General features: G+C 66.1%; 15 protein-coding genes. 5 read left to right on the top strand and 10 right to left on the bottom strand.

The window, feature by feature from the left end; all coding sequences use genetic code 11:
• Window positions 1-57: 57 nt before the first annotated feature.
• From GH266_RS21495 to GH266_RS21475, 5 genes are all read right to left on the bottom strand, one after another.
• Window positions 58-1,218 (bottom strand): ABC transporter permease, encoded by a 1,161-nt coding sequence (locus tag GH266_RS21495; RefSeq protein WP_158195655.1) that lies wholly within the window; start codon window positions 1,216-1,218, stop codon window positions 58-60.
• The gene (locus GH266_RS21490) at window positions 1,218-2,237 is read right to left on the bottom strand and encodes an ABC transporter permease (protein WP_158195654.1); all 1,020 of its coding nucleotides are present in this window, start codon (window positions 2,235-2,237) and stop codon (window positions 1,218-1,220) included. Before GH266_RS21490 ends, GH266_RS21495 begins: the two co-directional genes overlap by 1 nt.
• A gap of 39 nt (window positions 2,238-2,276) precedes the next feature.
• Window positions 2,277-4,175 (bottom strand): ABC transporter substrate-binding protein, encoded by a 1,899-nt coding sequence (locus tag GH266_RS21485; RefSeq protein ID WP_158195653.1) that lies wholly within the window; start codon window positions 4,173-4,175, stop codon window positions 2,277-2,279.
• Complete coding sequence (locus tag GH266_RS21480; protein WP_158195652.1) at window positions 4,172-6,064, bottom strand: ABC transporter ATP-binding protein; 1,893 nt, start codon at window positions 6,062-6,064, stop codon at window positions 4,172-4,174. The genes GH266_RS21485 and GH266_RS21480 overlap by 4 nt, the downstream gene beginning before the upstream one ends.
• Before the next feature lie 196 nt (window positions 6,065-6,260).
• Window positions 6,261-8,168: an adenylate/guanylate cyclase domain-containing protein gene (locus GH266_RS21475; RefSeq protein ID WP_158195651.1), complete on the bottom strand. Its 1,908-nt coding sequence runs from the start codon at window positions 8,166-8,168 to the stop codon at window positions 6,261-6,263.
• Window positions 8,169-8,419: 251 nt separating this feature from the next.
• On the opposite strand from GH266_RS21475, the gene GH266_RS21470 reads away from it, so the two are divergent.
• From GH266_RS21470 to GH266_RS21450, 5 genes are all read left to right on the top strand, one after another.
• Complete coding sequence (locus GH266_RS21470) at window positions 8,420-9,247, top strand: alpha/beta hydrolase (protein ID WP_158195650.1); 828 nt, start codon at window positions 8,420-8,422, stop codon at window positions 9,245-9,247.
• A 122-nt stretch (window positions 9,248-9,369) separates the two neighbouring features.
• Window positions 9,370-12,015, top strand: coding sequence for an aminopeptidase N (pepN, locus tag GH266_RS21465; RefSeq protein ID WP_158195649.1), 2,646 nt, complete (start codon window positions 9,370-9,372; stop codon window positions 12,013-12,015).
• 302 nt (window positions 12,016-12,317) lie between these two features.
• Window positions 12,318-14,627, top strand: coding sequence for a PAS domain-containing sensor histidine kinase (locus GH266_RS21460; protein ID WP_244953731.1), 2,310 nt, complete (start codon window positions 12,318-12,320; stop codon window positions 14,625-14,627).
• Window positions 14,628-14,811: 184 nt separating this feature from the next.
• Window positions 14,812-15,159: an ArsR/SmtB family transcription factor gene (locus GH266_RS21455; protein ID WP_158195647.1), complete on the top strand. Its 348-nt coding sequence runs from the start codon at window positions 14,812-14,814 to the stop codon at window positions 15,157-15,159.
• Window positions 15,149-15,625 carry an SRPBCC family protein gene (locus GH266_RS21450; protein ID WP_158195646.1) on the top strand — a complete coding sequence of 159 codons (477 nt, stop codon included), beginning with the start codon at window positions 15,149-15,151 and terminating at the stop codon, window positions 15,623-15,625. Before GH266_RS21455 ends, GH266_RS21450 begins: the two co-directional genes overlap by 11 nt.
• A 70-nt stretch (window positions 15,626-15,695) precedes the next feature.
• Here the strand turns inward: GH266_RS21450 and GH266_RS21445 are convergent, their stop codons facing one another.
• The 5 genes from GH266_RS21445 to GH266_RS21425 form a co-directional block, all read right to left on the bottom strand.
• Window positions 15,696-18,704, bottom strand: a complete 3,009-nt coding sequence (locus tag GH266_RS21445; protein WP_158195645.1) for a bifunctional [glutamine synthetase] adenylyltransferase/[glutamine synthetase]-adenylyl-L-tyrosine phosphorylase — start codon at window positions 18,702-18,704, stop codon at window positions 15,696-15,698.
• 41 nt (window positions 18,705-18,745) lie between these two features.
• Complete coding sequence (locus tag GH266_RS21440; RefSeq protein WP_199270399.1) at window positions 18,746-20,176, bottom strand: ATP-binding protein; 1,431 nt, start codon at window positions 20,174-20,176, stop codon at window positions 18,746-18,748.
• The gene (locus GH266_RS21435; protein WP_067222682.1) at window positions 20,173-20,856 is read right to left on the bottom strand and encodes a response regulator transcription factor; all 684 of its coding nucleotides are present in this window, start codon (window positions 20,854-20,856) and stop codon (window positions 20,173-20,175) included. The genes GH266_RS21440 and GH266_RS21435 overlap by 4 nt, the downstream gene beginning before the upstream one ends.
• 328 nt (window positions 20,857-21,184) lie before the next feature.
• The gene (locus GH266_RS21430; protein ID WP_158195644.1) at window positions 21,185-22,723 is read right to left on the bottom strand and encodes a Do family serine endopeptidase; all 1,539 of its coding nucleotides are present in this window, start codon (window positions 22,721-22,723) and stop codon (window positions 21,185-21,187) included.
• 185 nt (window positions 22,724-22,908) lie between these two features.
• Window positions 22,909-24,147: a bifunctional alpha/beta hydrolase/OsmC family protein gene (locus GH266_RS21425; RefSeq protein WP_158195643.1), complete on the bottom strand. Its 1,239-nt coding sequence runs from the start codon at window positions 24,145-24,147 to the stop codon at window positions 22,909-22,911.
• Window positions 24,148-24,231: the final 84 nt, after the last annotated feature.

Raw genomic sequence — 24,231 nt, 5'->3', positions numbered from 1 at the left:
CCTTGTCTTCCTGTTCGCCGGCGTGGCGGCCGGTCTTTCAACGCCCCCTGCCGGGCATCACTTATACGGGTCGGCGGCGTCGCGCAAACCATCGCCAAGGAAATTGAATGCGAGCACGACGATGATGATGGGAACGACCGGCGCCATCAGCCAGGGATAGATGACCACAACCGAGATATCCTGCGCCTCGTTGAGCAGGACGCCCCAGGACACCGCAGGCCGGCGCAGACCGAGGTTGAGGTAGGACAGCGCCGTCTCGCCGAGGATCATCGCCGGGATCGACAGGGAGGCCGATGCGATGATGTGGCTCGTGAAGCCCGGCAGCAGGTGCTTGCGGATGACGCGCGAAGGCTTCGCCCCCATCAGCAGTGCGGCCTTGGCATATTCCTCCTCGCGCAAAGCCAGCAGCTTGGAGCGCACGGCACGCGCAAGACCGGGCCAGTCGAGCAGGCCGAGGATCACCGTGATGCCGAGATAAATCCAAACGGGCGACCAGGTGACCGGAAGAGCGGCCGACAGCGCCATCCACAGGGGCAATTCCGGGAGAGAGCGCAGGATCTCGATCACCCGCTGGATCGCGCTGTCGATAAGGCCGCCGAAAAAGCCGGCCAGCCCGCCGAAGAACAGTCCCAGCACGATGGAGATGGTCACACCGATCAGGCCGACGGTGAGCGACAGGCGCGCACCGTATACGAGGCCGGAGAACACATCCCGCCCCAATCGGTCGGTGCCGAGGAGGTAGAGCGTCCCCTCCTTCGCCGGACAGACAAGGTGGAAGCTCGCATCGAAAAGGCCCCAGAACCTGTATTGCGGTCCGAAGCAGAGGAAGCGCAGCGGCTGCACGTCCTGCCGGTCTTCGGTATAGACCCAGCGCACCGTCTCCAGGTCGATATCCGCCTTCAGGCCGTAGACGAACGGGCCGACGAAGGAGCCTTCGTGGAACAGGCGCAGCGTCTGCGGCGGCGCGTAGAGGTGGTCGTTGGAGCGCTGGTTCGGCGAGTAGGGAGCGATGATCTCGGCAAACGGGACGCACAGGTAGAACAGGATGAGGATCACGCCCGACCACACGGCGACCCGATGGCGGCGGAACTTCCACCACATGATCGTCCACTGCGAGGCCTGGTAGTAGCGCTCCTGCTCCGGGGTCAGCGATTCTGCGTGAGACGGGTTGAACACATCCGGATTGACGTAGTGCTCGGGCTCGTTGCGCATGCTCATCACGCCTTCCCCCCAAGCCGGATGCGCGGGTCGAGGACCGCCAGCAGCAGGTCGGATACCAGCATGCCGATCAGCGTCAGGACCGCGACGAAGAGCAGGATGAAGCCGGCGAGAAACTGGTCCTGCGACTGAAGGGCATTCAGCAGCACCGGTCCGACGGTCGGCAGGTTGAGCACGACCGACACGATGACCGAGCCGGAGACGAGCGAAGGGATCAGGTTGCCGATATCGGCAATGAACGGATTGAGCGCCATGCGCAGCGGATACTTCACCAGGAGGCGGGATTCGCGCAGGCCCTTGGCGCGCGCGGTCGTCACGTATTGCTTGTGGAGTTCATCCAGAAGGTTCGCCCGCAGCCGCCGGATCATCGCCGCCGTGCCGGCGGTTCCGATGACCACCGTCGGCACGATCAGGTGCGCCAGCACCGACAGCGCCTTCCCCACGCTCCAGGGCTGGCCGATATATTCCGGCGCCATGAGCCCGCCGACCGAGAGGCCGAACCAGAGATTGGCGAAATACAGCATGATCAGGCCGAGAAGGAAGTTCGGCGTCGCAAGCCCGATATAGCCGATGAACGTGAAGCCGTAGTCACCCCAGGAATATTGCCGGGTCGCCGAATAGATGCCGATCGGGAAGGAGACGACATAGACGAACAGGATCGTCGCCGTGTTCAGCACGATGGTCAGCGGCAGGGTCGGCCCCACCACTTCGGACACCGGCTTCTCGTATTCGAAAGACCAGCCCCAATTGCCCTGCAGCAGCCCGTCGAAGCCGTGCACCCCCGGCCAAAGGCCGATCCAGATCAGGTAGCGCTCCAGGAACGGCCGGTCGAGCGCGAACTCCGCCCGCAGGAACTCGAGCTTGGCGATGGATGCGCTTTCTCCGGTCGCCCGCAGAGCGGCAATCTGGTTGGAAATATAGTCACCGGCCGGAAGCTCGATGATGACGAATGTCAGCAGGCTGATCACGAACAGCGTCGGGATCATCGTCAACACCCGGCGCACGATATAGTAGAGCATCAAGCGGTTCCCCCAGCGCCCCGCAGCGCCATTCTCACGTCACTTCCGGTAGAACTCGTCCATTCGGTGAATGCCGAACTGGGCACCGGGATCCCAGCCGTAGATGCCTTCCTTCGGCACATTGCCGAGGCCCTTCACCACAACCGGCTGGCGGACTTCCGACACCAGCCCGATATGAATGGTCTCCTCGGCATGGATCTTCAGGATCTCGTGCCAGATTTCCGTCCGCTCCTCCTCGGAGCTGGACTTCAGCCAGTCGTCGTAGAGCTGCGTCAGCCGGATCGCCGGCTCCCAGTCCGGTTTTTCTCCGGTCTGACCGTCGGTCTCGTACCAATTGCCCCAACGCGACCAGGACAGGAAGTCGCTGCGCACCGGCGCAAAGTCCTCCGGCGGCATTTCCGAGGTCGGAATCCCGTTCTCGAAACCCGCCCACACCGACATGACCAGCAGACCCGACAGCGCCCGTTCGCGGATGATGTCGCGCTGGCTCGGCTTGGCGAACAGCTTCACACCAATCTCGCGCCAGGTCTCGCCGACGAGTTCCAGTGCATCGAGCTCTTCCTGGCTCTCGCCGGTCGCCTCGACGATGATCTCGAGCGGCCGGCCGTCCGGCATCAGCCGCACCCCGTCGCCCCGGCGCTCCGTCAGGCCGATCTCGTCCAGCAGGCGGTTCGCCTCCTCGGGGTCGAACTGGGCATGGAGATCGCGGTACTCTTGGCGATACAGCGGGCTCTGCTCGAGCACCGTGTCGTTACCCGGCGTGGCAAGCCCGAGATAAAGCACCTTGTTGATCATCTCGCGGTCGATGCCGAGCGAGAGCGCACGGCGGAACCTCGTATCCAGCATCAGCTTGCGCCAGACCGGATCGGCGACCGTCAGGTTGGGCTGCAGGGAAATCTGCGAGCCCTTGCTGATCGGCCACAGATACGTCTCGAACCGGCCGAGCTTTTCACCGCGCTTGAGGATCGTGATGTCGGAAAAGCCGATATTGCGCGCCTGCAGGTCGGCCTCGCCGGCCTGGGTCTTCGCGGCGATAATCTTGCCGTCGGCCACCGTCATCACGACGCTGTCGAGATAGGGCAGCTGCTGCCCTGCGGAGTCGATCCGATGGTAGAACGGATTGCGGTGCAGCACGAACCGCCGCTCGCTGTCATCCACCAGCCTCACCCATGGCTGCAGGCTCGGCAGCTCCGGGTTCCGGGCATCATACATGTCGTCCATCTTGTTGAAGAGCGCGGCCCAGCTGCGCAGCTTGCGCTCTTCCGCCAGCTTCTGGATCTTCTCCGCATCCCCGTAGCGCGCGTGGAACTGCTTCAGGTAGTGCGCCGGACGATAGATGAAGGGCGGGCGCGACTTGGCTAGCTCCGGCTTGAACAGCGGGTTGGGAGCCTCCCACGTGAAGCGGACGGTCGTCTCGTCGATCACCTCGAAGATCGGCGGCTTCCCGCCAGCCAGCATGAACTGCGGCAGGCCGGAAGGCTGCAACTCGGCATTCGAGGCAACATCCTCGTACCAGAAGCGGATGTCCTCGGAGGTGAACGGGTGGCCGTCCGACCACTTGTGTCCCTTGCGCAGGGTGAGGGTGAAACTGCGCCCGTCCTCCTCGACGAAGTCCTTGAGGATGTCGGGCACCAGTTCGAGTTTCTCGTTATAGGCAACGAGACGGGCATAGCCCCAGACGTTGATGAGGCGAACGTCGCGAGAGCGGCCGATCAGTGTGTCGATCTTGCCACCCGGCGTGCCGATCTCGCGGCCACGTGCCTCCAGGTCGACGATCAACGGCTCTGCCGGCACCCGCTCCGAAACCGGCGGCAGGTCGCTGCCGACGCGCGGGGCCAGGGACGGCGTCTCCTTCAGCGTCAATGCCGACGCCGGCAACGCCGCAAGGAGGGACGTGCAGAACAGGGCAAGCGCAGGCAGCACGGTACGGGATGTCATTGGGCTGCCTCCATCGAGGCCGGCGCGCCGTCACCGACGAGACCCGGCGCACATACGAAGTGATCGGTCTCCATCTCCACCAGCACCGGACGGACACCGTCGACAATACGGAACGGCTCCGGCCAGAGATCAGGCTCCGAGGCTCGTCCGGCTTCCAGTGCCGCAAAATCCAGAGGCGCGTTCAGATCGGGCTCGGGAACGGAAGCCAGCAATGCGCGTGTGTAGGGATGCAGCGGGTTTCCGATCACATTGCGGGTACTGCCGACCTCGACGACACGGCCGCGGCACATCACCGCCAGCCTCTCGGCGATGTAATCAACAACCGCCAGATTGTGGCTGACGAAAAGATAGGTGAGGCCGAGTTCCTTCTTCAGATCCCGCAACAGGTTGAGGATCTGCGCCTGGACCGAGACGTCGAGCGCCGATGTCGGCTCGTCGCAAAGGATGAACTCCGGATTGAGCGCCAATGCACGCGCGATGCCGATGCGCTGGCGCTGACCGCCGGAGAACGAATGCGGGTAGCGGCGCAGAAAGCGCGGATCGAGGCCGACGAGGCGCATCAGTTCGCGCACCCGTTCTGCCCGCTCCTCGGGCGTGCCGACCTTGTGGATGACCAGCGGCTCCGCCAGCAGCTCGTTCACCGTCATGCGCGGGTTCAGCGAGGAGAACGGATCCTGGAAGATCAGCTGGACCCGCCGGCGATACTCGAGCAGATCCGCCCCTTGCAGACTGGCGACATCCACGGGCCCGTCGCCGCAGTCGTAGCGGATCGCGCCCTCGTTGATCTCGATGGCACGCAGGATCGCCTTGGCAGCCGTCGTCTTGCCGGAGCCGCTCTCGCCGACAAGGCCGAGGCATTCGCCTCGCCTGACCGTCAGGTTGATGTTGTCGAGCGCAAGCACGGACCGTGTCCCGCCCCCCAGGAACCCGCCCTTGCGGGTCGTGAAGCGCTTGGTGACATCGATCATGCTCATCAGCGGCTGCCCGACGGCGCAAGCCCGCTCGGACGAACGCTTCTTGAGGAAGCCTTCCGCATGCGGCTCGATCGGGCGGATCGGCACCAGCCTCTCGCCCTCGTCCATACCGAAGCGTGGCACCGCATTCAGCAGTGCCTTCAGGTAATCGTGGCGAGGGTTGGAAAAGAGCGAGGCCGCGCTGCCGCGCTCCATGATCCGGCCGTGATAGATCACCACCACCTCGTCCGCCATGTTGGCGACGACGCCGAAGTCATGGGTGATGAGCAGCGTCGACATCTGCAGCTCGGCCTGCACATCCTTGATGAGCTTGAGGATCTCGGCCTGGATGGTGACGTCGAGGGCAGTGGTCGGCTCATCCGCAATCAGCAGGGCAGGATGGCAGATCATCGCCATGGCGATCATCGCACGCTGGCGCAGGCCGCCCGACAGCTCGAAGGCATAGGAATCGAGCGAGCGCGCAGGATCGGGGAAGCGCACCAGCCGCAGCATTTCCCGCGTCAGTTCGCGCGCCTCCTGCGCGCTGACGCCCCGATGCAGCTCGGCCGCCTCGCCGATCTGGTCGCCGATCGTGTGAAGCGGCGACAGGGACGTCATCGGCTCCTGGAAGATGATGGCGATCCGGTTGCCGCGGATGGCGCGCATGGCCGCCCCCTTGCGGTCGAGGGCGGCGATGTCGACCGCGGCAGCCGTGTCGTTCTCCCTGAACAACACGCGGCCGCCCGTGATCTGTGCCTTTTCCGGCAGCAGGCCCATGATCGTCTGGGAGATGACGGTCTTGCCGGAGCCGGACTCTCCCACAAGGGCCACGGTCCGGTTGCGGGGAACGGAAAAGGAGACATCGTCGACGGCTCGGATGCGGCCTTCGCCGGTCAGGAAATCGACACTCAGCCCGTCGATCGTCAACACATCCACGTGGCTTTTCCTCCTCCAGACGCCCTCGGTGTTTTCCGTTGTCGCGCCATTATAGGAGACCAGTGCCAGCACGAAAGTGCGTGTTGTCCCTTGCCCCCTTGTCGCTCTTAACAGTGCTAGCGCAGGCTCGTGTGACCGGCATCACAAATTAATGACATCGCCTTGAAAAACTGTTGTGAAAACCCCAAGCAGGCCGTCAGCCCGCCAGATCGATGCCGGAGCCGGGAATGCAAAGCCCCTCCGGCGTGACCGTTTCGTCGAGCCGCCAGACCGCGATCGCCTCGCTGCGGCCGCGCAGGCGGTGCGTTCCCACCTTTCGTGCCGCACCGGCGGCGATCATGCCGCCCGACTGGGCCTGGATACGGCTGACGGCGGTGTCGCTGGCCAGGATCACCATCTCGTCTTGCGGCGCCACGTCCCTGCCGAAGGACTGGAGCCTTTCGCACAGGTTCACCGCATCGCCCACAACCGTGTAGTTCCAGCGGTCCAACGCACCGACGTTGCCGACGACGACGCGGCCGGTATGCAGACCGATGCGCATGCGCACCATCTTGCCGCCGTTGCCACGCGCCCGGGTGTTCCCCTCCCTCAGGGCAGCTGCGATGCCGAGACAGGCGCGGGCGGCTGCAAGCGCGTGATCCGCACGCTCGTCCGGCGCCCCCCAGAAGGCAAGCATGCCATCGCCAATGAACTTGTCGACGGTCCCGCCTTCCCGCTCGACGGCCGCGACCAGCAAGGCGAAATGCTCGTTGAGAATATCCGCAGTCTGCGCCGCCGTCAGGTTTTCCGACATCGAGGTAAATCCGACAATGTCGGTAAAGATGAACGTCAGGTCGCGTTCGCTCGCCACCGCCGCCTTGTCGACGCCAAGGCGCATCAGCTTGCGGAACAGGGAGCGCGGGACGTAGGTGTTCATCGCCCGCAGGCCGCTGACCATCGCATTGAAGGCCTGAAAGACCTGGTCGATCTCCCGCACCATGTTGCGCGGCAGATGCTCGACCTTGTCGAAATCCAGCTCGCCGACGAAACGCGCCTGCCGCGAAATCTCCGCCAGCGGCCGGGTGGCACGCCGCACCAGAAGAACCGACAGGCCGACCGCCAGCAGGATGGACAGCAATCCGACCACAGCAGAGCCGAACAGTCGCTGCACCTCGCGCGAGATGGTGGAGGCGACATAGTACTGACCGACCGTCCACACCCCCGGCCCGTAGCCTGCGATGACCTTGGTCATCGACAGATAGTCGGGGCCGCCGTAGTCGTTGTCGAGGTCCCGCACCTCGACGCCTGCCGCGCTCGCCTGCTGGAAGTTCTCCATCGGCTTCGACGTGCCAAGGCGCGCCAGCGCCTTGTCGCCCAGTTGCTCGACGGTCATCGGAAGACGCGGCACCTCGCCGCCCGGCGCGGCATAGTCCTCGATATCCGAATGGGCGATCACCTCGTTGCCGTTGGCGATGATGAAGACGGTCGAGTGCTGGCCTTCGTCGAGCTGACGCACGGTGCGGCCGAGTTCGTCGATGGAGACGGCGGCCGTCAGATAGCCGATAAGGGTTTCGCCGCGGACAAGAGGAACGGTGACGTTGGCATAGAGCATGCCGCCCGAGGTCACCAATGGTCCCCAGGTCGCGGGCGAATTGGCAGTCATCTGCGGCAGTACGTAGAGCTTGGCCTCCTCGGGGATCTGCTGGCGACGAAACGGCCAGAGCTTTCCGGTAGGCGAACGATAGATCCCGAATCCATCGCCGGCAGCATCGTTCACCACCAGGGCATCGAGCGATGGGTTGGCGTGGACGGCGGCGATCAGTTCGCCGCTCAGGTCTTCCAGCTTGTCGCCGAGTTCGCGTCCGTCGAACACCGTCTTGAGCTGCACGACAGCCTGCGAGGCGAGATCGAGATGGTCGCGCAGCCGACGCTCCAGTGAATTGGTCGTCAGCACCGCCTTGTCGTTCAGCAGCGAGAAGGTGTTCTGCATGTTGGCTGAAACGGCCAGACCGAGCACCAGCAACATCGAGACGCCGATCAACAGGCCAAATGCCGTTCCCACCACCCAGGTAATCGAATAGACACGGCGCTCGCGTGCCACCTGCTCAACTCGCTGTTCGTCCATGCGTAGCTGCGCCGTCCCTGCACCCTGCTCGCCAGATATCCCGCCCGCATTCGCGTCATACGCCGGTCGTTACCTTTCCCGGCACAATAGCGCGGATTGCGTCCGAAACGCGACCCTGCAGCTGCCGAACATCGCGTGAAGGTCAACGGCCAGTGCGTTCTCTTTCCTTCCCGTTCCGCGCTGGCAGCCCCGTCTCTGTACTCGGCACCGCTCAGCAGCTAAGAGACATCTCGTCAAACGGGAGCGAACGCGTGATCGACTACGAGGCCGAATACAACAACCGGGCGCTGGTGCCCGAGCATCCCGTGATTATCGAGGGCTGGGTTCGCGACGCCGCGCATTATCGCAGCGAAGCCAACTGCACGCTCGCAACCGCCTACGAACTGGGAGAGCGGACGGTCTACGATCTCTTCCTTCCCAAGAGCGGCATGCCGGACCGCGGGCCGCTTGGCCTCTTCATCCATGGCGGCTACTGGCAGGGCCTCGACCGCACCTTCTTCTCCCATATGGCCAAGGGCCTAAATGCCCACGGGGTTCCCGTCGCCATCGCCAACTACTCGCTCTGCCCGCAGGTTCGCGTCGGCGACATCATCGAGGAGATCCGGCGGCTGGTCGGTCATCTGTGGGAACGGTACCGCCGTCCCGTGCTGGCCTATGGCCATTCCGCCGGAGGACAGCTGACCGCCGCCCTGCTCGCGACCGACTGGGGCAGCCGCGGGCTGCCGCGCGGCCTGGTACCGGCGGGGCTCGCCATTTCCGGCGTCTTCGACCTGCAGCCGCTGATCGGCACCTCGCTGAACGAGAAGCTGCGCCTCGACCGCAAGGAAGCCATCGACGTTTCCCCGATCGCCTTTGCCGCCCAGCCGGGCACACGGCTCGTTGCTGCGGTCGGAGGCGGCGAATCGTCGGAGTTCATCCGCCAGTCGCGGGTGATCGCCGATGTCTGGCAACGCGGCGGGGTCGCGACCGAACTCGACATTCGCGGCCAGGACAACCATTTCACCGTCCTCGCACCACTGGCCGATCCGGACAGCGACCTGACCTTGCGCCTCGTCGACATGGCCCGGTCGATCTGCTGAGCTTCGGGCACGAACGCCCGCAGCCATGACGCGGGCGGCCCGATGACCCTTGTCAATGCAGCCGGTCCGGCACTCCCGCTAACGTGAGGAACCGTCGACCGCAGCCGCAGGAAGGAGCCTTCATGCGTCCAGAATCTCCCGCTCCCATTCGCCTGGAAGACTACCGGGCACCCGCCTACCGGATCTCGACCGTACATCTCGACATACGCCTGGCGCCCCGCTCGGCAAAGGTCCGGGCACAGCTGGCTCTCGAGCGGGCGGCAGATACGGCGCCTGGAACACCGCTGGTTCTGGACGGCGACGAGCTTCGCCTGACCGCCCTTTCGCTCGACGGACGCGTATTGGCGGATGCGGACTACACTGTCGCCCCGGACAGGCTGGAAATCTCATCGCCCCCCTCAGGTCCCTTCACGCTGGAGATCGAGACGGCGCTCGATCCCGATGCCAACACCAAGCTGATGGGGCTCTACCGGTCGAACGGCACCTATTGCACCCAGTGCGAGGCCGAGGGCTTCCGGCGCATCACCTATTTCCTGGACCGGCCCGACTGCCTGGCTGTCTACACCACCCGGATCGAGGCCCGCCTCGGCGAGGCACCGGTCCTGCTGGGCAACGGCAATCCCGTCGAAAGCGGCCCGGTGCCGGGAACCGACCGCCACTATGCCGTCTGGCACGATCCGCACCCCAAGCCCGCCTACCTGTTCGCCATGGTCGCAGGCGACCTTGCCTGCGTCGGCGACAGCTTCCGGACCTGCGAGGGCCGCGACGTCGCGCTCAACATCTATGTCGAACACGGCAACGAAGGCGCCTGCGACTGGGCGATGGACAGCCTGAAGCGCTCCATGCGCTGGGACGAGGAGGTCTTCGGCCGGGCCTATGATCTCGACGTGTTCAACATCGTCGCCGTGTCCGACTTCAACATGGGCGCGATGGAGAACAAGGGCCTCAACATCTTCAACGACAAATACGTCCTGGCCCGCCCGGAAACGGCAACCGACCAGGACTATGCCGGCATCGAGACCGTCATTGCCCACGAGTACTTCCACAACTGGACGGGCAATCGCATCACCTGCCGCGACTGGTTCCAGCTCTGCCTGAAGGAAGGCCTGACCGTCTTTCGCGACCAGGAATTCTCGGCAGACATGCGCTCGCGCGCGGTCAAGCGAATCGCCGACGTGCGGCTGCTGAAGTCGCACCAGTTTCCCGAGGATGCCGGCCCCCTCGCCCATCCGGTACGCCCGCGCCTCTATCACGAGATCAACAACTTCTACACGGCCACCGTCTACGAGAAGGGCGCGGAAGTCGTGCGCATGCTGAAATGCCTCATCGGCGAAGAGGCGTTCCGTGCAGGCATGGATCTCTATTTCCGTCGTCACGACGGAGAGGCAACGACGATCGAGGCGTTCCTGGCCTGCTTCCAGGAAGCGAGCGGGCTCGATCTCGACCAGTTCTCACTGTGGTACGAGCAGGCTGGAACGCCGGTGCTCAAGGTCGACAGCGCCTATGAAAACGAGGCCGGGCGGCTCACCCTCACCTTCCGCCAGCAACTGGCTCCGTCCCCGAAGCAGCCGGACAAGCAGCCGATGCACATTCCCGTGCGCGTCGGCCTCATGGGAGCGGACGGCGAGGAACTGGCGCCCGCGACGATTACCGGCGCCGATACGACCGGCGACGTGCTGCACATCCGCAATCCGGTGCAGACCGTGGTGTTTACCGGCCTGAAGCAACGGCCAATCCCCTCGCTGCTGCGCGGCTTCTCGGCACCGGTGTCGCTCAAGAGCGATCTGAGCGAGAGCGACCTGCTGTTCCTTGCCGCCAACGACAAGGACCCCTTCAACCGCTGGGAGGCGCTGCAAAGCGTCGTGATGACGGCCCTGATCGCAGCAACCGCCGGCACGGCGCGGCAGGAGGCGGTGGAGGTCAGCCCGGCGCTGATCGCCGCCTTCGCCGCCAATGTCGCCGACGACAGCCTCGAACCGGCCTTCCGGGCACTATGCCTGCAACTTCCGGGCGAGGCGGACATCGCCCGCGAGATCGGCCACGACGTCGATCCGGATGCCGTTCATACCGCGCGTGCCGCCTTCCGCCGTGCGATTGCCGACGGCATCGCGCCGACGATCCTGGCGACCTACGAAACGATGCAGGACGAGGCGGTTTTCTCGCCGGATGCCCGCTCGGCCGGCCGCAGGGCCTTGCGCAACACGCTGCTCGACTATCTCGGCCACGGCACGGACCCGGTGGGCAATGACCTCGTGCAGGCCCATTTCGAGACCAGCGACAACATGACGGACCGCTTCGCGGCGCTGTCGGTGCTCACCCATGCCGCCTTGCCGGGCCGGGATGCAGCCCTTGCGGCCTACGAGGAGCGCTACCGTGCAGTGCCGCTCGCCATGGACAAGTGGTTCATGGTGCAGGCAACCGCGCCCAATGCCTCGACCCTTGAGCGGGTTCGCGAACTCACCGGGCATCCCGCCTTCTCGCCCGGCAATCCGAACCGCGTCCGCGCACTGGTCGGCGCCTTCGCCAGCGGCAACCAGAGCCAGTTCAACCGCCCGGACGGTGCGGGCTTCGACTTTGTCGCCGACTTCGCCCGCGATCTCGACCGACGCAATCCCCAGGCGGCGGCGCGCATGATGTCGGCCTTCCGGTCCTGGCGCGCGCTGGAGCCCGGTCGCCGTGCCCACGCAGAGGCGGCCCTTCGGCGCCTTGCGGCGGAAACAGGCCTTTCCGTCGACATGCGCGACATCGTCGAGCGCTGCCTGCAATAGGACATCAATTGCCGTTCGAATCAGGCTTTCGGGCCGTCGGAGCAGTCATCCCAGACAGCCCCGGCGGCCCGTTTCATGTTGGCCGCGCGGGACTCGCAAGAGTTGTGCGTTTTGCAAATCGCATTAAGCTTCCATTAACTATATTTTTCTTGGGGGACTCTGGACAAAGCAGGCGAATGCGATTCAAATGAAAATGATTCGAGCGCCGGTTGCGTTCTGTTTGCGGCAAAATCGACACATCGGGGGCCATTACGATGGCGCGTGCCTTTGCAGGGGCTGCGTCCGCGCGTCGATTCGCGGACATGTTGAAACGACAGCGTGATTCGCAGTCGCTGACCGGGCACATCCGCCTTCTGGCGCAGCCCGCCTATCAGCGACTGCTGACCGCGGAACCCTTCTTCCGTCGCGCCATTCCCATTTTGTGCATCGTCTTCATCGCGACGCTGGCAACCTATCGCGCCCTCACGCTCTCCTACGAGCATGAGGAGACCGATCTGCGGGCCCGCGACGACCTGACGATGATCGCGACCACGCTGGCAGCCCGCCTGTCGACCGCCGAGGCCGCCCTTCCCGAGCAGGGTTTCAGCACCGCGCTTCAGGCCGCCCTCGCCGACAGCCTGCCGCCGCGCGCCACCGGCGACGGCCGCCGCATTCTCGTCGCCGATCCGGACGGCGTGATCATGGCCACCGCGCCGATCCGCTCCGATCTGGAAGGCCGCCCGCTCGCCGACCTGCTCGGCGCCGGCCAGCCGCTCACCGTCTTCGGCGCCCGCGCCGGCGTTCTCACCGTCTCCGCGGGCGAACCGGACGAGGCCTATGCCACCGTTCATCACCTCGACGGCCGGCTCGGCATGGTCGCCCTGATCCAGTCCAAGGACATGATCTTTGCCGATTGGCGGGCCAGCGTGTCGGCCAACGTGACGCTGTTCGTCGGCACGGCCTCGGTTCTCCTGGTGCTCATCTACGCCTTCTTCGCCCAGGCGACGCGCGCCGAGCAGGCCGACCAGATCTACGCCGCCACCCGCGCCCGCATCGACCTTGCTCTCAACCGCGGCCGCTGCGGCCTGTTCGACTGGGACCTGTCGCGCGGCCGCATCTTCTGGTCCGCCTCGCTCTACGAGATGCTCGGCCTGCAGCCGCGCGACGACATTCTCGGCTTTGCGGAGATCTCCGCCCTCGCCCATCCGGACGACATCGACCTCTACGAACTGGCAGAGTCGCTGCTGGAGACCGGCGAGACCACCGTCGACCGCATGTTCCGCATGCGCCACGCCAATGGCGACTGGGTGTGGCTGCGCGCCCGCGCCGAAGTGCAGAGCGAGCCGGGTATCGCCGAGCCGCACCTCATCGGCATCTGCATCGATATTACCGAGCAAAAGCAGCTCGCCGAGCAGAGCCGCACCGCGGACCTGCGCCTGCGCGACGCCATCGAGACGATCTCGGAAGCCTTCGTCCTGTGGGACACCGAAAACCGTCTGGTGATGTGCAATTCCAACTACCAGACGCTGCACAACCTGCCGAATTCCGCAATCAAGGCCGGTACACCTTATGCGCAGGTGATGGCCGCCGCCCGCCAGACCGTTGTGTCGGCGAGCCCGACCATCGGCAGCGATGCCTCCGACCCCTCCTCGTCCTATGAGGCCCAACTGGCCGACGGTCGCTGGCTGCAGATTTCCGAGCGCCGGACCAAGGATGGCGGCTTCGTCTCCGTCGGCACGGACATTACGGCGCTGAAGCGTCACGAGGAAAAGCTGATGGAGAGCGAGCGGCGGCTGATGGCCACCGTCGCCGACCTTCGCCAGTCGCGCCAGAAGCTGGAAGTCCAGGCCCAGCAGCTGGTGGAGCTTGCCGAGAAGTACTCCGAAGAGAAAACCAAGGCGGAAGAGGCCAACCAGGCCAAGTCCGAGTTCCTGGCCAATATCTCCCACGAGCTGCGCACGCCGCTCAACGCGATCATCGGTTTCTCCGAGATCATGGACCAGGGCATGTTCGGCCCGCTCGGGTCCGACAAGTACCGCGAGTACTGCACGGACATTCACGACAGCGGACGCTACCTGCTGAACGTCATCAACGACATTCTCGACATGTCGAAGATCGAAGCTGGACGCATGGAGCTAAAGCGCGAGGCGGTCAATCTCGGCGCGATCGTCACCGACGTGACGCGCATCATCTCCGCCGCTGCCGCCGAAAAGGCCATCTCCGTCACCAGCGAGACCGAGGAAGGCCTGACGCTCTCCGCCGACCGGCGCGCGGTAAAGCAGGTGCTGCTCAACCTTCTCGCCAATGCGGTCAAGTTCACCCCGGACAACGGCTCGGTGACCCTGGCCGCCACCCATGGCCGGATGGACGGCACCAATGCCGTCGTGATCGCGATTTCCGATACCGGTATCGGCATCCGCGAGAGCGATATCTCGCGGCTGGCAAAGCCCTTCGTCCAGGTGGAGAACCAGTTCACCAAGACGCACAAGGGGTCCGGCCTCGGCCTGGCCATCGCCCAGTCGCTGGTGAAGATGCATGGCGGCACAATGGAAATCCGCTCCAGCGTCGGCAAGGGAACCACTGTGACCGTCACGCTGCCTGTCGAGGCACGCATGGCCAGCAAGGCTGCTTGATCCGCACGCCTACCCCTGCCGCACAACGCTCATTCCGACTTGCAGGGCCCGCATCGCGGGCCCTTTCCCGTTTGCGCAGCTTTCCGCCCTGCGACACCACGCCGCCGGGCCGGCCTATTCCGGAAACTTAGGCGTTGACCTAAATTTCCGTTGACCTCTTCACGGTAAGTGGATAGTTAGGCAAATGGCTAAGCATGATCCGAACCTGAACCTCAAGTTCGCTGCCCTCAGCGACGAGACACGCAGGGCTGTCGTCTCCCGCCTGGCGCGGGGACCGGCTTCGGTGAGTGAACTGGCCTCGGCTCATGCCATGGCCCTGCCTTCGTTCATGGGTCACCTGTCCAAGCTGGAAGCAGCCGGGCTGATCGAGACGACGAAGAAGGGACGCGTGAGATACTGCCGGCTTTCGGCGGACGGAATAGCGCCCGTCACCCATTGGCTGGCGGAACAGCAGGCGCTCTGGACTTCGCGGATGGACCAGTTCGACGCCTATGTCGCCAAGATCGTGAAAGAGAGAACCGATGAAACTTGATCCGGAAACCGATCTCATCCTGAAGCGCACGCTCAAGGCGCCGCGCTCGATCCTGTGGGAATGCTGGACGACGCCCGAGCACATCAAGCACTTCTTCGTGCCACGACCCCACAAGGTCACGGCCTGCGAGATCGACCTGCGGGTCGGCGGCCGCTTCAACACCACCTTCGAGGTGGAAGGCAACGAGATGGCCAACGAAGGCGTGTTCCTCGAGGTCGTGCCGCAGGAAAAGCTGGTCTTCACCGACGCCTATACCGAGGGCTGGAAGCCCGCGCCGGACCCGTTCATGACCGCCATCCTGCTGCTGGAGGACGACGGCAACGGCGGCACGACCTACACCGCCATTGCCCGGCACCGCTCGACCGACGCCCGCAAGACTCACGAGGACATGGGCTTCCATGACGGCTGGGGCACCGTGTCCGAGCAGCTCGACGCCTATGCGCTGGATCTGCTGAAGTCGCGATAGCTCCCGCCCGATTGCCGGATAGCGGCGACGCGCAACAGCGCGTCGTCCCCTCCGGGGTGGCTGCGCCGCTTTACTCGGCCTTGGCCGAGACCTTCCCCACCAGCTTCTCGAACGTTTCGCGCACCTGCTTCTGCCGATCGGCGAGCATAGCCTCCAGATGGGAAAAGTCCGGCGCCTCGCCGGCATGCACAAGCAGCTCGCGCACGCCCTTGGGCACCGCATCGGCCTTGAACGTGCCCTCGAGCGTCAGGCGCTGCACCTGGGTCAGCGCGTGATACAGGCGGATCGCGGGCAACAAGGCCTCGGCATCGCCAGCCGACAGCAGACCGGCATCGCGCGCCCGCTCCAGCACCGTCTCCGTCGTTTGCGACAGGATCTCGGGATGCGCCTGCGCATTCACAAGCTGCAGATACTGGGCCAGGAACTCCACATCGACCATGCCGCCGGCAACCTGTTTCAGGTCCCAGATGTCCGCGGTCCCCTTCTCCGCCTCGATCCGTCCGCGCATCGACGCAACTTCGGATGCGATCTTGTCCGCATCCCGGGGCCGGGCCAGCGTCTCGCGGATAAGGCCCTCGATCCTTGCGGCAAAGGCATCCGAAGACCGTGCGATCACCCGCGCCCGGGTCAACGCCATGTGCTCCCAGGTCCAGGCCTCCTTGACCTGATAGGCCTCGAATGCGGCAAGCCGCGTCGCCAGCGGACCGGCATTGCCCGACGGGCGCAGGCGGAAGTCCACCTCGTAGAGGCGTCCCTCCGCCGTCGGCGCCGACAGCGCCGCGACGAGCCGCTGGGTCAGGCGGATGAAATACTGGCTGGCCGCCAGCGGTCGCTTGCCGTCGGTCTCCGCCCCGTCCTCAGGATGGTCGTAAAGCAGGATGAGGTCGAGATCGGAAGCCGCCGTCATCTCGCGTCCGCCGAGCTTGCCCATGGCGACCACCGCCCAGTCGGCACCGGGCAACCGCCCGTGATTTTCCGCCACTTGGCCGATCACGAAAGGCATCAGGCCGGCAACGACGCTCTCGGCGAGACGGGCGAGCGCCTCTCCCACCTGATGGGCGTTCAGCGTGTCGGAGAGCAGCCGCAGGCCGATCAGGAACTGCTGCTCCTGCGCAAAGATCCGCGCCCGGTCGAGCGCGTCTTCGTAGAACCGGGCGAGATCGAGCGTGCGGGCAAGGCCGGCGCGGAACTCCTGGGACGTCGGCATTGCGCCGAAGAAGGCCGGATCCATCACCGCATCAAGCACATGCACCCGCTTGGAGACCACCTCGCCCATGCGGGGGGCCGCGCCCATCACGGTCGCCAGCAGCTTCAGAAGCTGCGGGTTGGAGCGCAGGAGCGAGAACAGTTGGACGCCGGCGGGAAGCTTCGACAGGAAACCGTCGAAGGCGATCAGAGCCTGGTCGGCATTGTCGGTGCTGGCCAGCGCCGAGATCAGGACCGGATGCAGCTCGGTCAGCCGCTCGCGCGCCTTGGACGAGCGCACCGCCGGATAGCGGCCGAAATGCCAGGCGCGGATGATCTTGCCGGCCTCTTTCGGCCGCTTGTAGCCGAGCCGCGACAGGGTCTCCAGCGTCTCGGGGTCGTCGTCGTCGCCGGTGAAGACCAGATTGCCGAGGTCGGAGGCCAGTTCCGGCTCGTTCTCGAACAGCGCCGAATAGTGCTTCTGCACCCGCTTCAGCCGCGTGCGCAGCTCTTCCTCGAAGGGCTCCAGTTCGGCAAAGCCCATCAGCCGGGAGACCCGTGCCCGCGCCTCGGGTTCCGCCGGCAGGATATGCGTCTGCTCGTCGTTGACCATCTGGATGCGGTGTTCCACCGCCCGCAGGAAAAGGTAGGCCTCGGTCAGTTCGTCGCGTGCGTCCGCCGCGATCCAGTCGAGCTCGGCAAGCGTCGCCAACGTGTCGAGCGTGCGCCGCCCGCGCAGTTCGGTGATGCGCCCGCCGGCGATCAGCTGCTGGGTCTGGGCGAAGAACTCCACTTCGCGGATGCCGCCGCGGCCGAGCTTGACGTTGTGGCCCGCGACCGCGATCCGGCCATGGCCCTTGTGGACATGGATCTGGCGCTTGATCGAATGCACGTCGGCAATCGCCGCATAATCGAGATACTTGCGCCAGATGAAGGGGGCGATCTCCTTGAGGAAGCTCTCTCCGCACGCCACGTCGCCGGCGCAGGCGCGTGCCTTGATCAGGGCCGCGCGCTCCCAGTTCTGGCCGAGGCTTTCGTAATAGACCAGCGCGGCCGGGATCGACATGGCAAGGGGCGTTGCGCCTGGATCCGGGCGCAGCCGCAGGTCCGTGCGGAAGACGTAGCCGTCCGCCGTGCGGTCACCCATCATCTTGACGAGCCGCTTGGTCATGCGCACGAACTCGACCGGCGCCTCCGCCCCGCCCGTCACCGGCGCGAGTTCCGGCTCGTACATCACGATGAGATCGATGTCCGAGGAGTAGTTCAGCTCAAGCGCACCATACTTGCCCATGGCGAGGACGACGAAGCCGCAGCCCTTTTCCGGGGCCGTCTCGTCGCGGATCTCGAACTTGCCGCGCCGGGCAAGGTCGCGCAGGCAGAAGCGGATCGCCGCCGTCAGCGCCGCGTCGGCGAACCGGCTGAGCCCGCCGGTCACCGCATCGAGGTCGAGCGCGCCGGCAATGTCGGCGAGCGCCAGCGTCAGGGCAAGGTCCTGCTTGAGCCGCCGCAGGGCGGCCATCACCGCGCCCTCCTCCTCGCCTGTCACGTCCCGCGCCTCGGCGACGAGCCGGTCGACCCGCGCCTGCGGGTTCTCCTGCAGCAGGGCGGCAAGGCGGGCATGGTCGGCAAGGGCGAGATCGCGCAGGTAAGGCGCGTTGGTCAGCGCGCCTGCGAGGAAGGCACCGACGTGGCCGCGCTGGTCGGCGTCCAGACCGAGAGCATCCAGGACGTCGGCGACGTCCTGCACCAGCGCCTCGGCTGCCGCATCGCTCTCGGCGAGCGGCACCACCGTCAAAGCCGCCAGCAAGGGGACATTGCCCGCGCTTCCCGTGTTGCCGTTCCCCTTGCGGGCGCCGTCGTTTGCGGCGCCCTTGGCTGCGACACTGTCGTTCAATCCGACCTCCCGATCCGCCCCCTGGCAAGGAGCTGTCTTGTTCAATCTCCGCCAGCCGGCACGGCACCATCCGCACCGCCGGCCGCCGGCAACCGCAACCGCGCCATCAAGCCGGGCTGCGCATCGTCGAGCTCCAGCCGCCCGCGATGCAGCCGTGCGACCGCCGCCACGAGGCTGAGCCCGAGCCCGGAACCGGGCGCGCTGCGGCTGGCCTCCAGTCGCACGAACCGGTGCAGCACCCGTTCCTTGTCGGCGTCGGGAATCCCCGGCCCGTGGTCGCGCACACCCAGCAGCACCTCGCCGCCTTCCGCGCGCGCTTCCAGTTCCACCCTAGCGCCCTCGCCCTTGTCCTGCCGAGCGTATTTCAGTGCGTTTTCGACAAGGTTTATCAGCGCCTGGACCAGCAGCTCGCGGTTTCCCGACACTCGCAGCCCGTCGGTGACGCGCAACTCCATGCCGCCGCCCTCGTCCTCGGCCACCGGGGCATAGAGTTCCGCGACCTCGCGCACCAGTTCCGACACGTCGATCTCGTCGAAACTCGCATCGGAGGAGCCGGCCTCGACCCGGGCGATCCGCAACAGCGCGTTGAAGGTGCGGATCAGGGCGTCGCAGTCGTCGATGGTGGTCTCCAGCACCTCCCGCGCCTTGCTGTCGCCCGACAGGTCGCTGCGCAGCGCCTCTTCCAGCCGGTTGCGCATGCGCGTCAGCGGCGTCTTGAGATCATGGGCGATGTTGTCGGAGACGTCCTTCAAGCCCTGCATCAGAGCCTCGATGCGGTTCAGCATCGCGTTGAGGCCGATCGCCAGGCGGTCGAACTCGTCGCCGCTCCCCTCGACCGGCAATCGTTCGCTCAGATCGCCCGACATGATCCGCCGGCTGGTCGCGGTCATCGCATCGATGCGCTTGAGCACGCGGCGGCTGACGAACACCCAGGTGACGAGCCCGAGCGCGGCCAGCACGAACAGCCAGAAGCGCATGGCCTCGGCCAGCAGCGAGCGGAAATATTGCTGCTCCTGCAGGTCGCGCCCGACCAGCAGGCGGAAGCCGCCGGACAGCTGGAACACCCGGGCCAGCGCCTCGCGGCGGGGGCCGCCGCCGATGGGCGTGTAGATCACGCGCTGCAACTCGCCGCTCTCGCCGGCCAGCACCCGGTCGTCGAGCTGCTCGATATTGCCGACCAGCTGGTTGGCGGCGAAGTCGGTAACAAGATAGAGGCTGGCACCGGGCCGGCGCGAGCGGGCGTCGACGGTGGCAACGAGCGCGCGGATGCCGCCGATGCGGTACTGGTCGGCGAGGCCGGAAATCTCCGCATCGACCGTATCCACCACCTGTTCGCGCAGCACCGAGGCGGTGTTTTGCGACAGATAGACGAGGACCGCACCGGAGGCGAGCGTCAGCGCCGCCAGATAGATCAGCGCGAGCTTGATCGCCGTTGTGCGGAACAGCCGGCCGGTCGCGGTCATCTCGCTCATGCGCGGCCGCTGTCGCGGATCGTATAGCCGGCACCGCGCACCGTGTGCAGCAAGGGCCGGTCGAAGTCCTTGTCGATCTTGGCGCGCAGCCGCGAGATGTGGACGTCGATGACATTGGTCTGCGGGTCGAAGTGGTACTCCCACACATGCTCCAGCAGCATGGTGCGGGTCACCACCTGGCCGGCATGCTGCATCAGGTATTCCAGCAGGCGGAATTCGCGCGGCTGCAGCGGAATTTCCTGTCCCGAGCGCGTCACCGTGTGGCTCAGCCGGTCGAGCGTCAAGTCGCCGACCGTGTAGCTGGTCTCCACCTCGCGCTGGCGCGGCCGGCGGCCGAGCGCCTCCACCCGGGCCAGCAGTTCGGAAAAGGCATAGGGCTTGGGCAGGTAGTCGTCGCCACCGGCGCGCAGGCCCGTCACCCGGTCGTCGACCTGGCCGAGCGCGGAGAGCACCAGCACCGGCGTGTGGTGGCCTTCGGCGCGCAGGCCGGAAATCAGCGACAGGCCGTCGCGGCGCGGCAGCATCCTGTCGACCACAAGCACGTCATAGGGCGCGCTGGTCGCCAGGTCGTAGCCCTCCTCGCCGTCGGCGGCATGGTCGACCACATGGCCCGCCTCGCGAAAGGCCTTGGCCAGATAGCTCGCCGCTTCCTTGTCGTCCTCGACAATCAGGATCCGCATGACCTCTTCCGTGTCTCCGGTCTCGGTTTTCAGGCTGGTTCTGTTTGCTGGGTTTAGCATCGGCAAGAGCTCCCGTCGAACGCGACGAAAAAACCCCGGACCGCAGGGCGGCCCGGGGCTTCGGCCCCCTGGCATGCACCTCGTGGCGGTTGCGGACCTGCCCCTGGCATGCCGGTGACCTTCCGGATGACAGGCCGCCCGTCCGGGGGCTTGTCGTCGGATGGCCGCATCCGGTTCGGCCGGCGGCAGGGCATCCCATGGGGAAACCCTGCCGCAGTCTATGCCCGCGCCGGCGCCACGGCCGGCGGGGGGATGGCTGTGTTCGCGGTCAGCCCTTGTTCTGCTCGACCGGCACCGCGACGAAGCGCGAGGCGTCGTTGCGCTCGACCCGCAGCAGGACGGACTTGCGGCCGTTCTCGCTGGCGCCCTGCACCGCGTTGGCGACCTCGCCCGGGTTGTTCACCGCCTGGCCCGCCACCTCGAGGATGACATCGCCGCGCTGCAGGCCCTTGTCGGCTGCCGCGCTGTCGGCCGGCACATCGGTGATCACGACGCCGCGCTCTCCGGCCTTCATGGCGCTGGCGGCAGCCAGCTCCACGCCGAGGCTGTCGACGAAGGCCGTGTCCTTGCCGGTCTGCTGGACGGCTGCGGTCGTCGGACCGTCGTCCTGCAGGCGGCCGAGGGTGACCTTCATCTCCTGCTCGCGGCCATCGCGCCACACGTCGAGGGTCACCTCGGTGTCCGGCGGATAGGCGGCGATCATCCGTGCCAGATCGCGCGGGCTCTCGACCGGCTGGCCGTCGACGCCGAGGATCGTGTCGCCGGAGCGGATGCCGGCCTTGCGGGCCGGGCTGTCGCCCTGGGCATCGGCCACGATGGCGCCCTTGGCTTCCTCGAGACCGACGCTCTCCGCGATGTCCTTGGACACCGGCTGGATCTGCACGCCCAGCCAGCCGCGGACCACCGTACCGTCGTCCCTCAGGTCCTGGACGATCGCGGTCGCGGTCGAGGCGGGAATCGCGAAGGCGATGCCGACATTGCCGCCGGACGGCGAGAAGATCGCAGCGTTGACGCCGATCACCTGGCCCTTGACGTTGAAGGCGGGACCGCCGGAATTGCCGCGGTTCACCGGCGCATCGATCTGGATGAAGTCGTCATAGGGGCCTGCGCCAATATCGCGGCCGCGGGCCGAGACGATGCCGGCCGTCACCGAACCGCCGAGGCCGAACGGATTGCCGACGGCCACGACCCACTCGCCGACCTCCGGCGCGTCGGGGGCGAATTCCACATAGGTGAACTCGCGGCCCTCGCCGTCGACCTTCAGCAGGGCGAGGTCGGTGCGCTTGTCGGCGCCGATCAGCTTCGCGTCGTACTCCTTGCCGTCATCCATGACGATGGTGAACTCGCTGCCGTTCGACACGACATGTTCGTTGGTCACGAGATAACCGTCGCCGGTGATGAAGAAGCCGGAGCCCTGGCTCATGCCATGGCGGCGCGGCGGCTGCTCGCGGCGCTGGTCGCCGCCGAACTGCTCGCCGCCGAACCGGCGGAAGAAGCGCTGCAGCGGATGATCCTGCGGCAGGTCCTCGAAGCCCGGAATGCCCTGGCGGTTGGACATCATCCGCGGCGTCTCGTCGGTGCGCACGCGCACGCTGACCACCGCCGGCTTGACCGCCGAGACGACGCTCGCGAAGTTCTGCGGCGCCGCGCTCTCCACCCGCACCGGATCGGCGAGGGCGAACTGGCCCGGCACCACCGTCTGCAGGCTCATCGCGCCGGCAAGGCCGAGCGCCAGGGCACCGGCCGCCAGGCTGGTGCGGCCGCGCGGCAGGCGGCGAAGGGCCGAGGGGATGTAGGTGTTCGACATGTGTTGCTCTCCACGTCAGGACCCGGATCACTGTCCGGGGGATCAGGAAATCTCGAGCCGGTGGGTCATTCGCGGGGAAGCGCTCACCGGCTGTCCTGACTGATATGGACCATGTCGCCTTACAGGCGCCTGTCGGCGGGATTAAGCTTTCGTAATGTTGCAGGAAAAACAGTTGGCGTGGCCGCTCACGCCTCGCGGGTGACGATCGCGGCCCCGGCCTCCAGCGTGCGATGCACCGGGCAGCGGTCGGCGATCTCCAGCAGGCGGGCGCGGGTCTGCGCATCCAGATCGCCCTCGATGGCGATCCGCCGCTCGAACCGATCGATCCGCCCTTCCCTCGTGCGGTGTTCTTCGGTGCAGTCAAGGCAGTCCGCCGCATGCACCTTGCCGTGGGTCACCGTGGCAGAGATCCGCTCGACCGCCAGCCCCTTGCGCTCGGCATACATGCGCAGCGTCATTACCGTGCAGGCGCCGAGCGCCGCAGCCAGATAGTCGTAAGGGGACGGACCGCTGTCGAGGCCGCCGACCGCTTCCGGCTCGTCCGCGATCAGCCGATGCCGGCCGGCAACCACGCTCGCCTGGAACTTGCCGAGCCCGGTCTCGCTCACCTCGACGCCCTTCGCCTCGGCCTGCGCCGTCTCTGAAGGCGCCTCGGGCGCCTTGCCGATATAGCGGGCGGCCCAGGCGGCGATGACGCCCGCCGCATAGGCAGCATCGGCCGGGTCGTTCAGCAGATGGTCGGCGCTGTCGAGCGACACGAAGCTCTTGGGGTGCTTTGCCGCCACGAAGATCCGCGTCGCGTTGTCGATGCCGACGATCTCGTCGCGCGGCGCATGCAGCACCAGCAACGCCTTGTGAAGATGGGCGACGCGCTCGCGCACGTTCTGCTCGGCGATATCCTCGAGGAACTGCTTCTCGATGGTGAAGCGCCGGCCCGCCAGCTCGACATCCGCACGCCCTTGCGCGCGGATAAGCTCCAGATCGCCATGGAAGTTCTTGAGAACGTGATCGGCATCGGCCGGCGCTGCGATGGTCGCGACGGCAAGCGCCTCGGGAATCTCATGCGCGGCCGCCAGCATCGCGGCACCGCCCAAGGAGTGGCCGATCAGCAGCTTCGGTGCCTCATGGGTCTCGCGCAGGAAGGCTGCGGCCTTCAGGAGGTCCTCCACATTGGAGGAGAAATTGGTGGAGGAAAAGTCGCCGCCCGAACCGCCGAGCCCGGTGAAATCGAACCGGAGAACGGCGATGCCCTCGCCGGTCAGCGCCTCGGCGATGCGCCGGCCCGCCGCCCCGTCCTTGGAGCAGGTGAAGCAGTGGGCGAACAGCGCATAGGCACGCACCGGCCCGGCGGGCAGGTCGAGGCGGGCGGAGAGCTCCGCGCCGTTATGGCCCTCGAAGGTCAGTCGGATTGGCTGTGCGGGCATGCGGCTCTCCGTTCGTTGGGCGCTCTCGTCGTTCGGAACGCGGGTGTCGTTCGAAGCCCGCGCCGACGCTCAACAGACCACGAA

It is taken from the genome of Stappia indica (assembly GCF_009789575.1).
Lineage (GTDB): Bacteria > Pseudomonadota > Alphaproteobacteria > Rhizobiales > Stappiaceae > Stappia > Stappia indica_A.
Note: the sequence above shows the minus strand (reverse complement) of the source record. Positions and strands in the feature narration are given on the sequence as shown.

Coding starts and splice junctions, on each gene's coding strand:
- GH266_RS21495 (WP_158195655.1), bottom strand. CDS start 1,218: ATGAGCATGCGCAACGAGCCCGAGCACTACGTCAATCCGGATGTGTTC.
- GH266_RS21490 (WP_158195654.1), bottom strand. CDS start 2,237: ATGCTCTACTATATCGTGCGCCGGGTGTTGACGATGATCCCGACGCTG.
- GH266_RS21485 (WP_158195653.1), bottom strand. CDS start 4,175: ATGACATCCCGTACCGTGCTGCCTGCGCTTGCCCTGTTCTGCACGTCC.
- GH266_RS21475 (WP_158195651.1), bottom strand. CDS start 8,168: ATGGACGAACAGCGAGTTGAGCAGGTGGCACGCGAGCGCCGTGTCTAT.
- pepN (WP_158195649.1), top strand. CDS start 9,370: ATGCGTCCAGAATCTCCCGCTCCCATTCGCCTGGAAGACTACCGGGCA.
- GH266_RS21460 (WP_244953731.1), top strand. CDS start 12,318: ATGTTGAAACGACAGCGTGATTCGCAGTCGCTGACCGGGCACATCCGC.
- GH266_RS21455 (WP_158195647.1), top strand. CDS start 14,812: ATGGCTAAGCATGATCCGAACCTGAACCTCAAGTTCGCTGCCCTCAGC.
- GH266_RS21450 (WP_158195646.1), top strand. CDS start 15,149: ATGAAACTTGATCCGGAAACCGATCTCATCCTGAAGCGCACGCTCAAG.
- GH266_RS21440 (WP_199270399.1), bottom strand. CDS start 20,176: ATGAGCGAGATGACCGCGACCGGCCGGCTGTTCCGCACAACGGCGATC.
- GH266_RS21435 (WP_067222682.1), bottom strand. CDS start 20,856: ATGCGGATCCTGATTGTCGAGGACGACAAGGAAGCGGCGAGCTATCTG.
- GH266_RS21430 (WP_158195644.1), bottom strand. CDS start 22,723: ATGTCGAACACCTACATCCCCTCGGCCCTTCGCCGCCTGCCGCGCGGC.
- GH266_RS21425 (WP_158195643.1), bottom strand. CDS start 24,147: ATGCCCGCACAGCCAATCCGACTGACCTTCGAGGGCCATAACGGCGCG.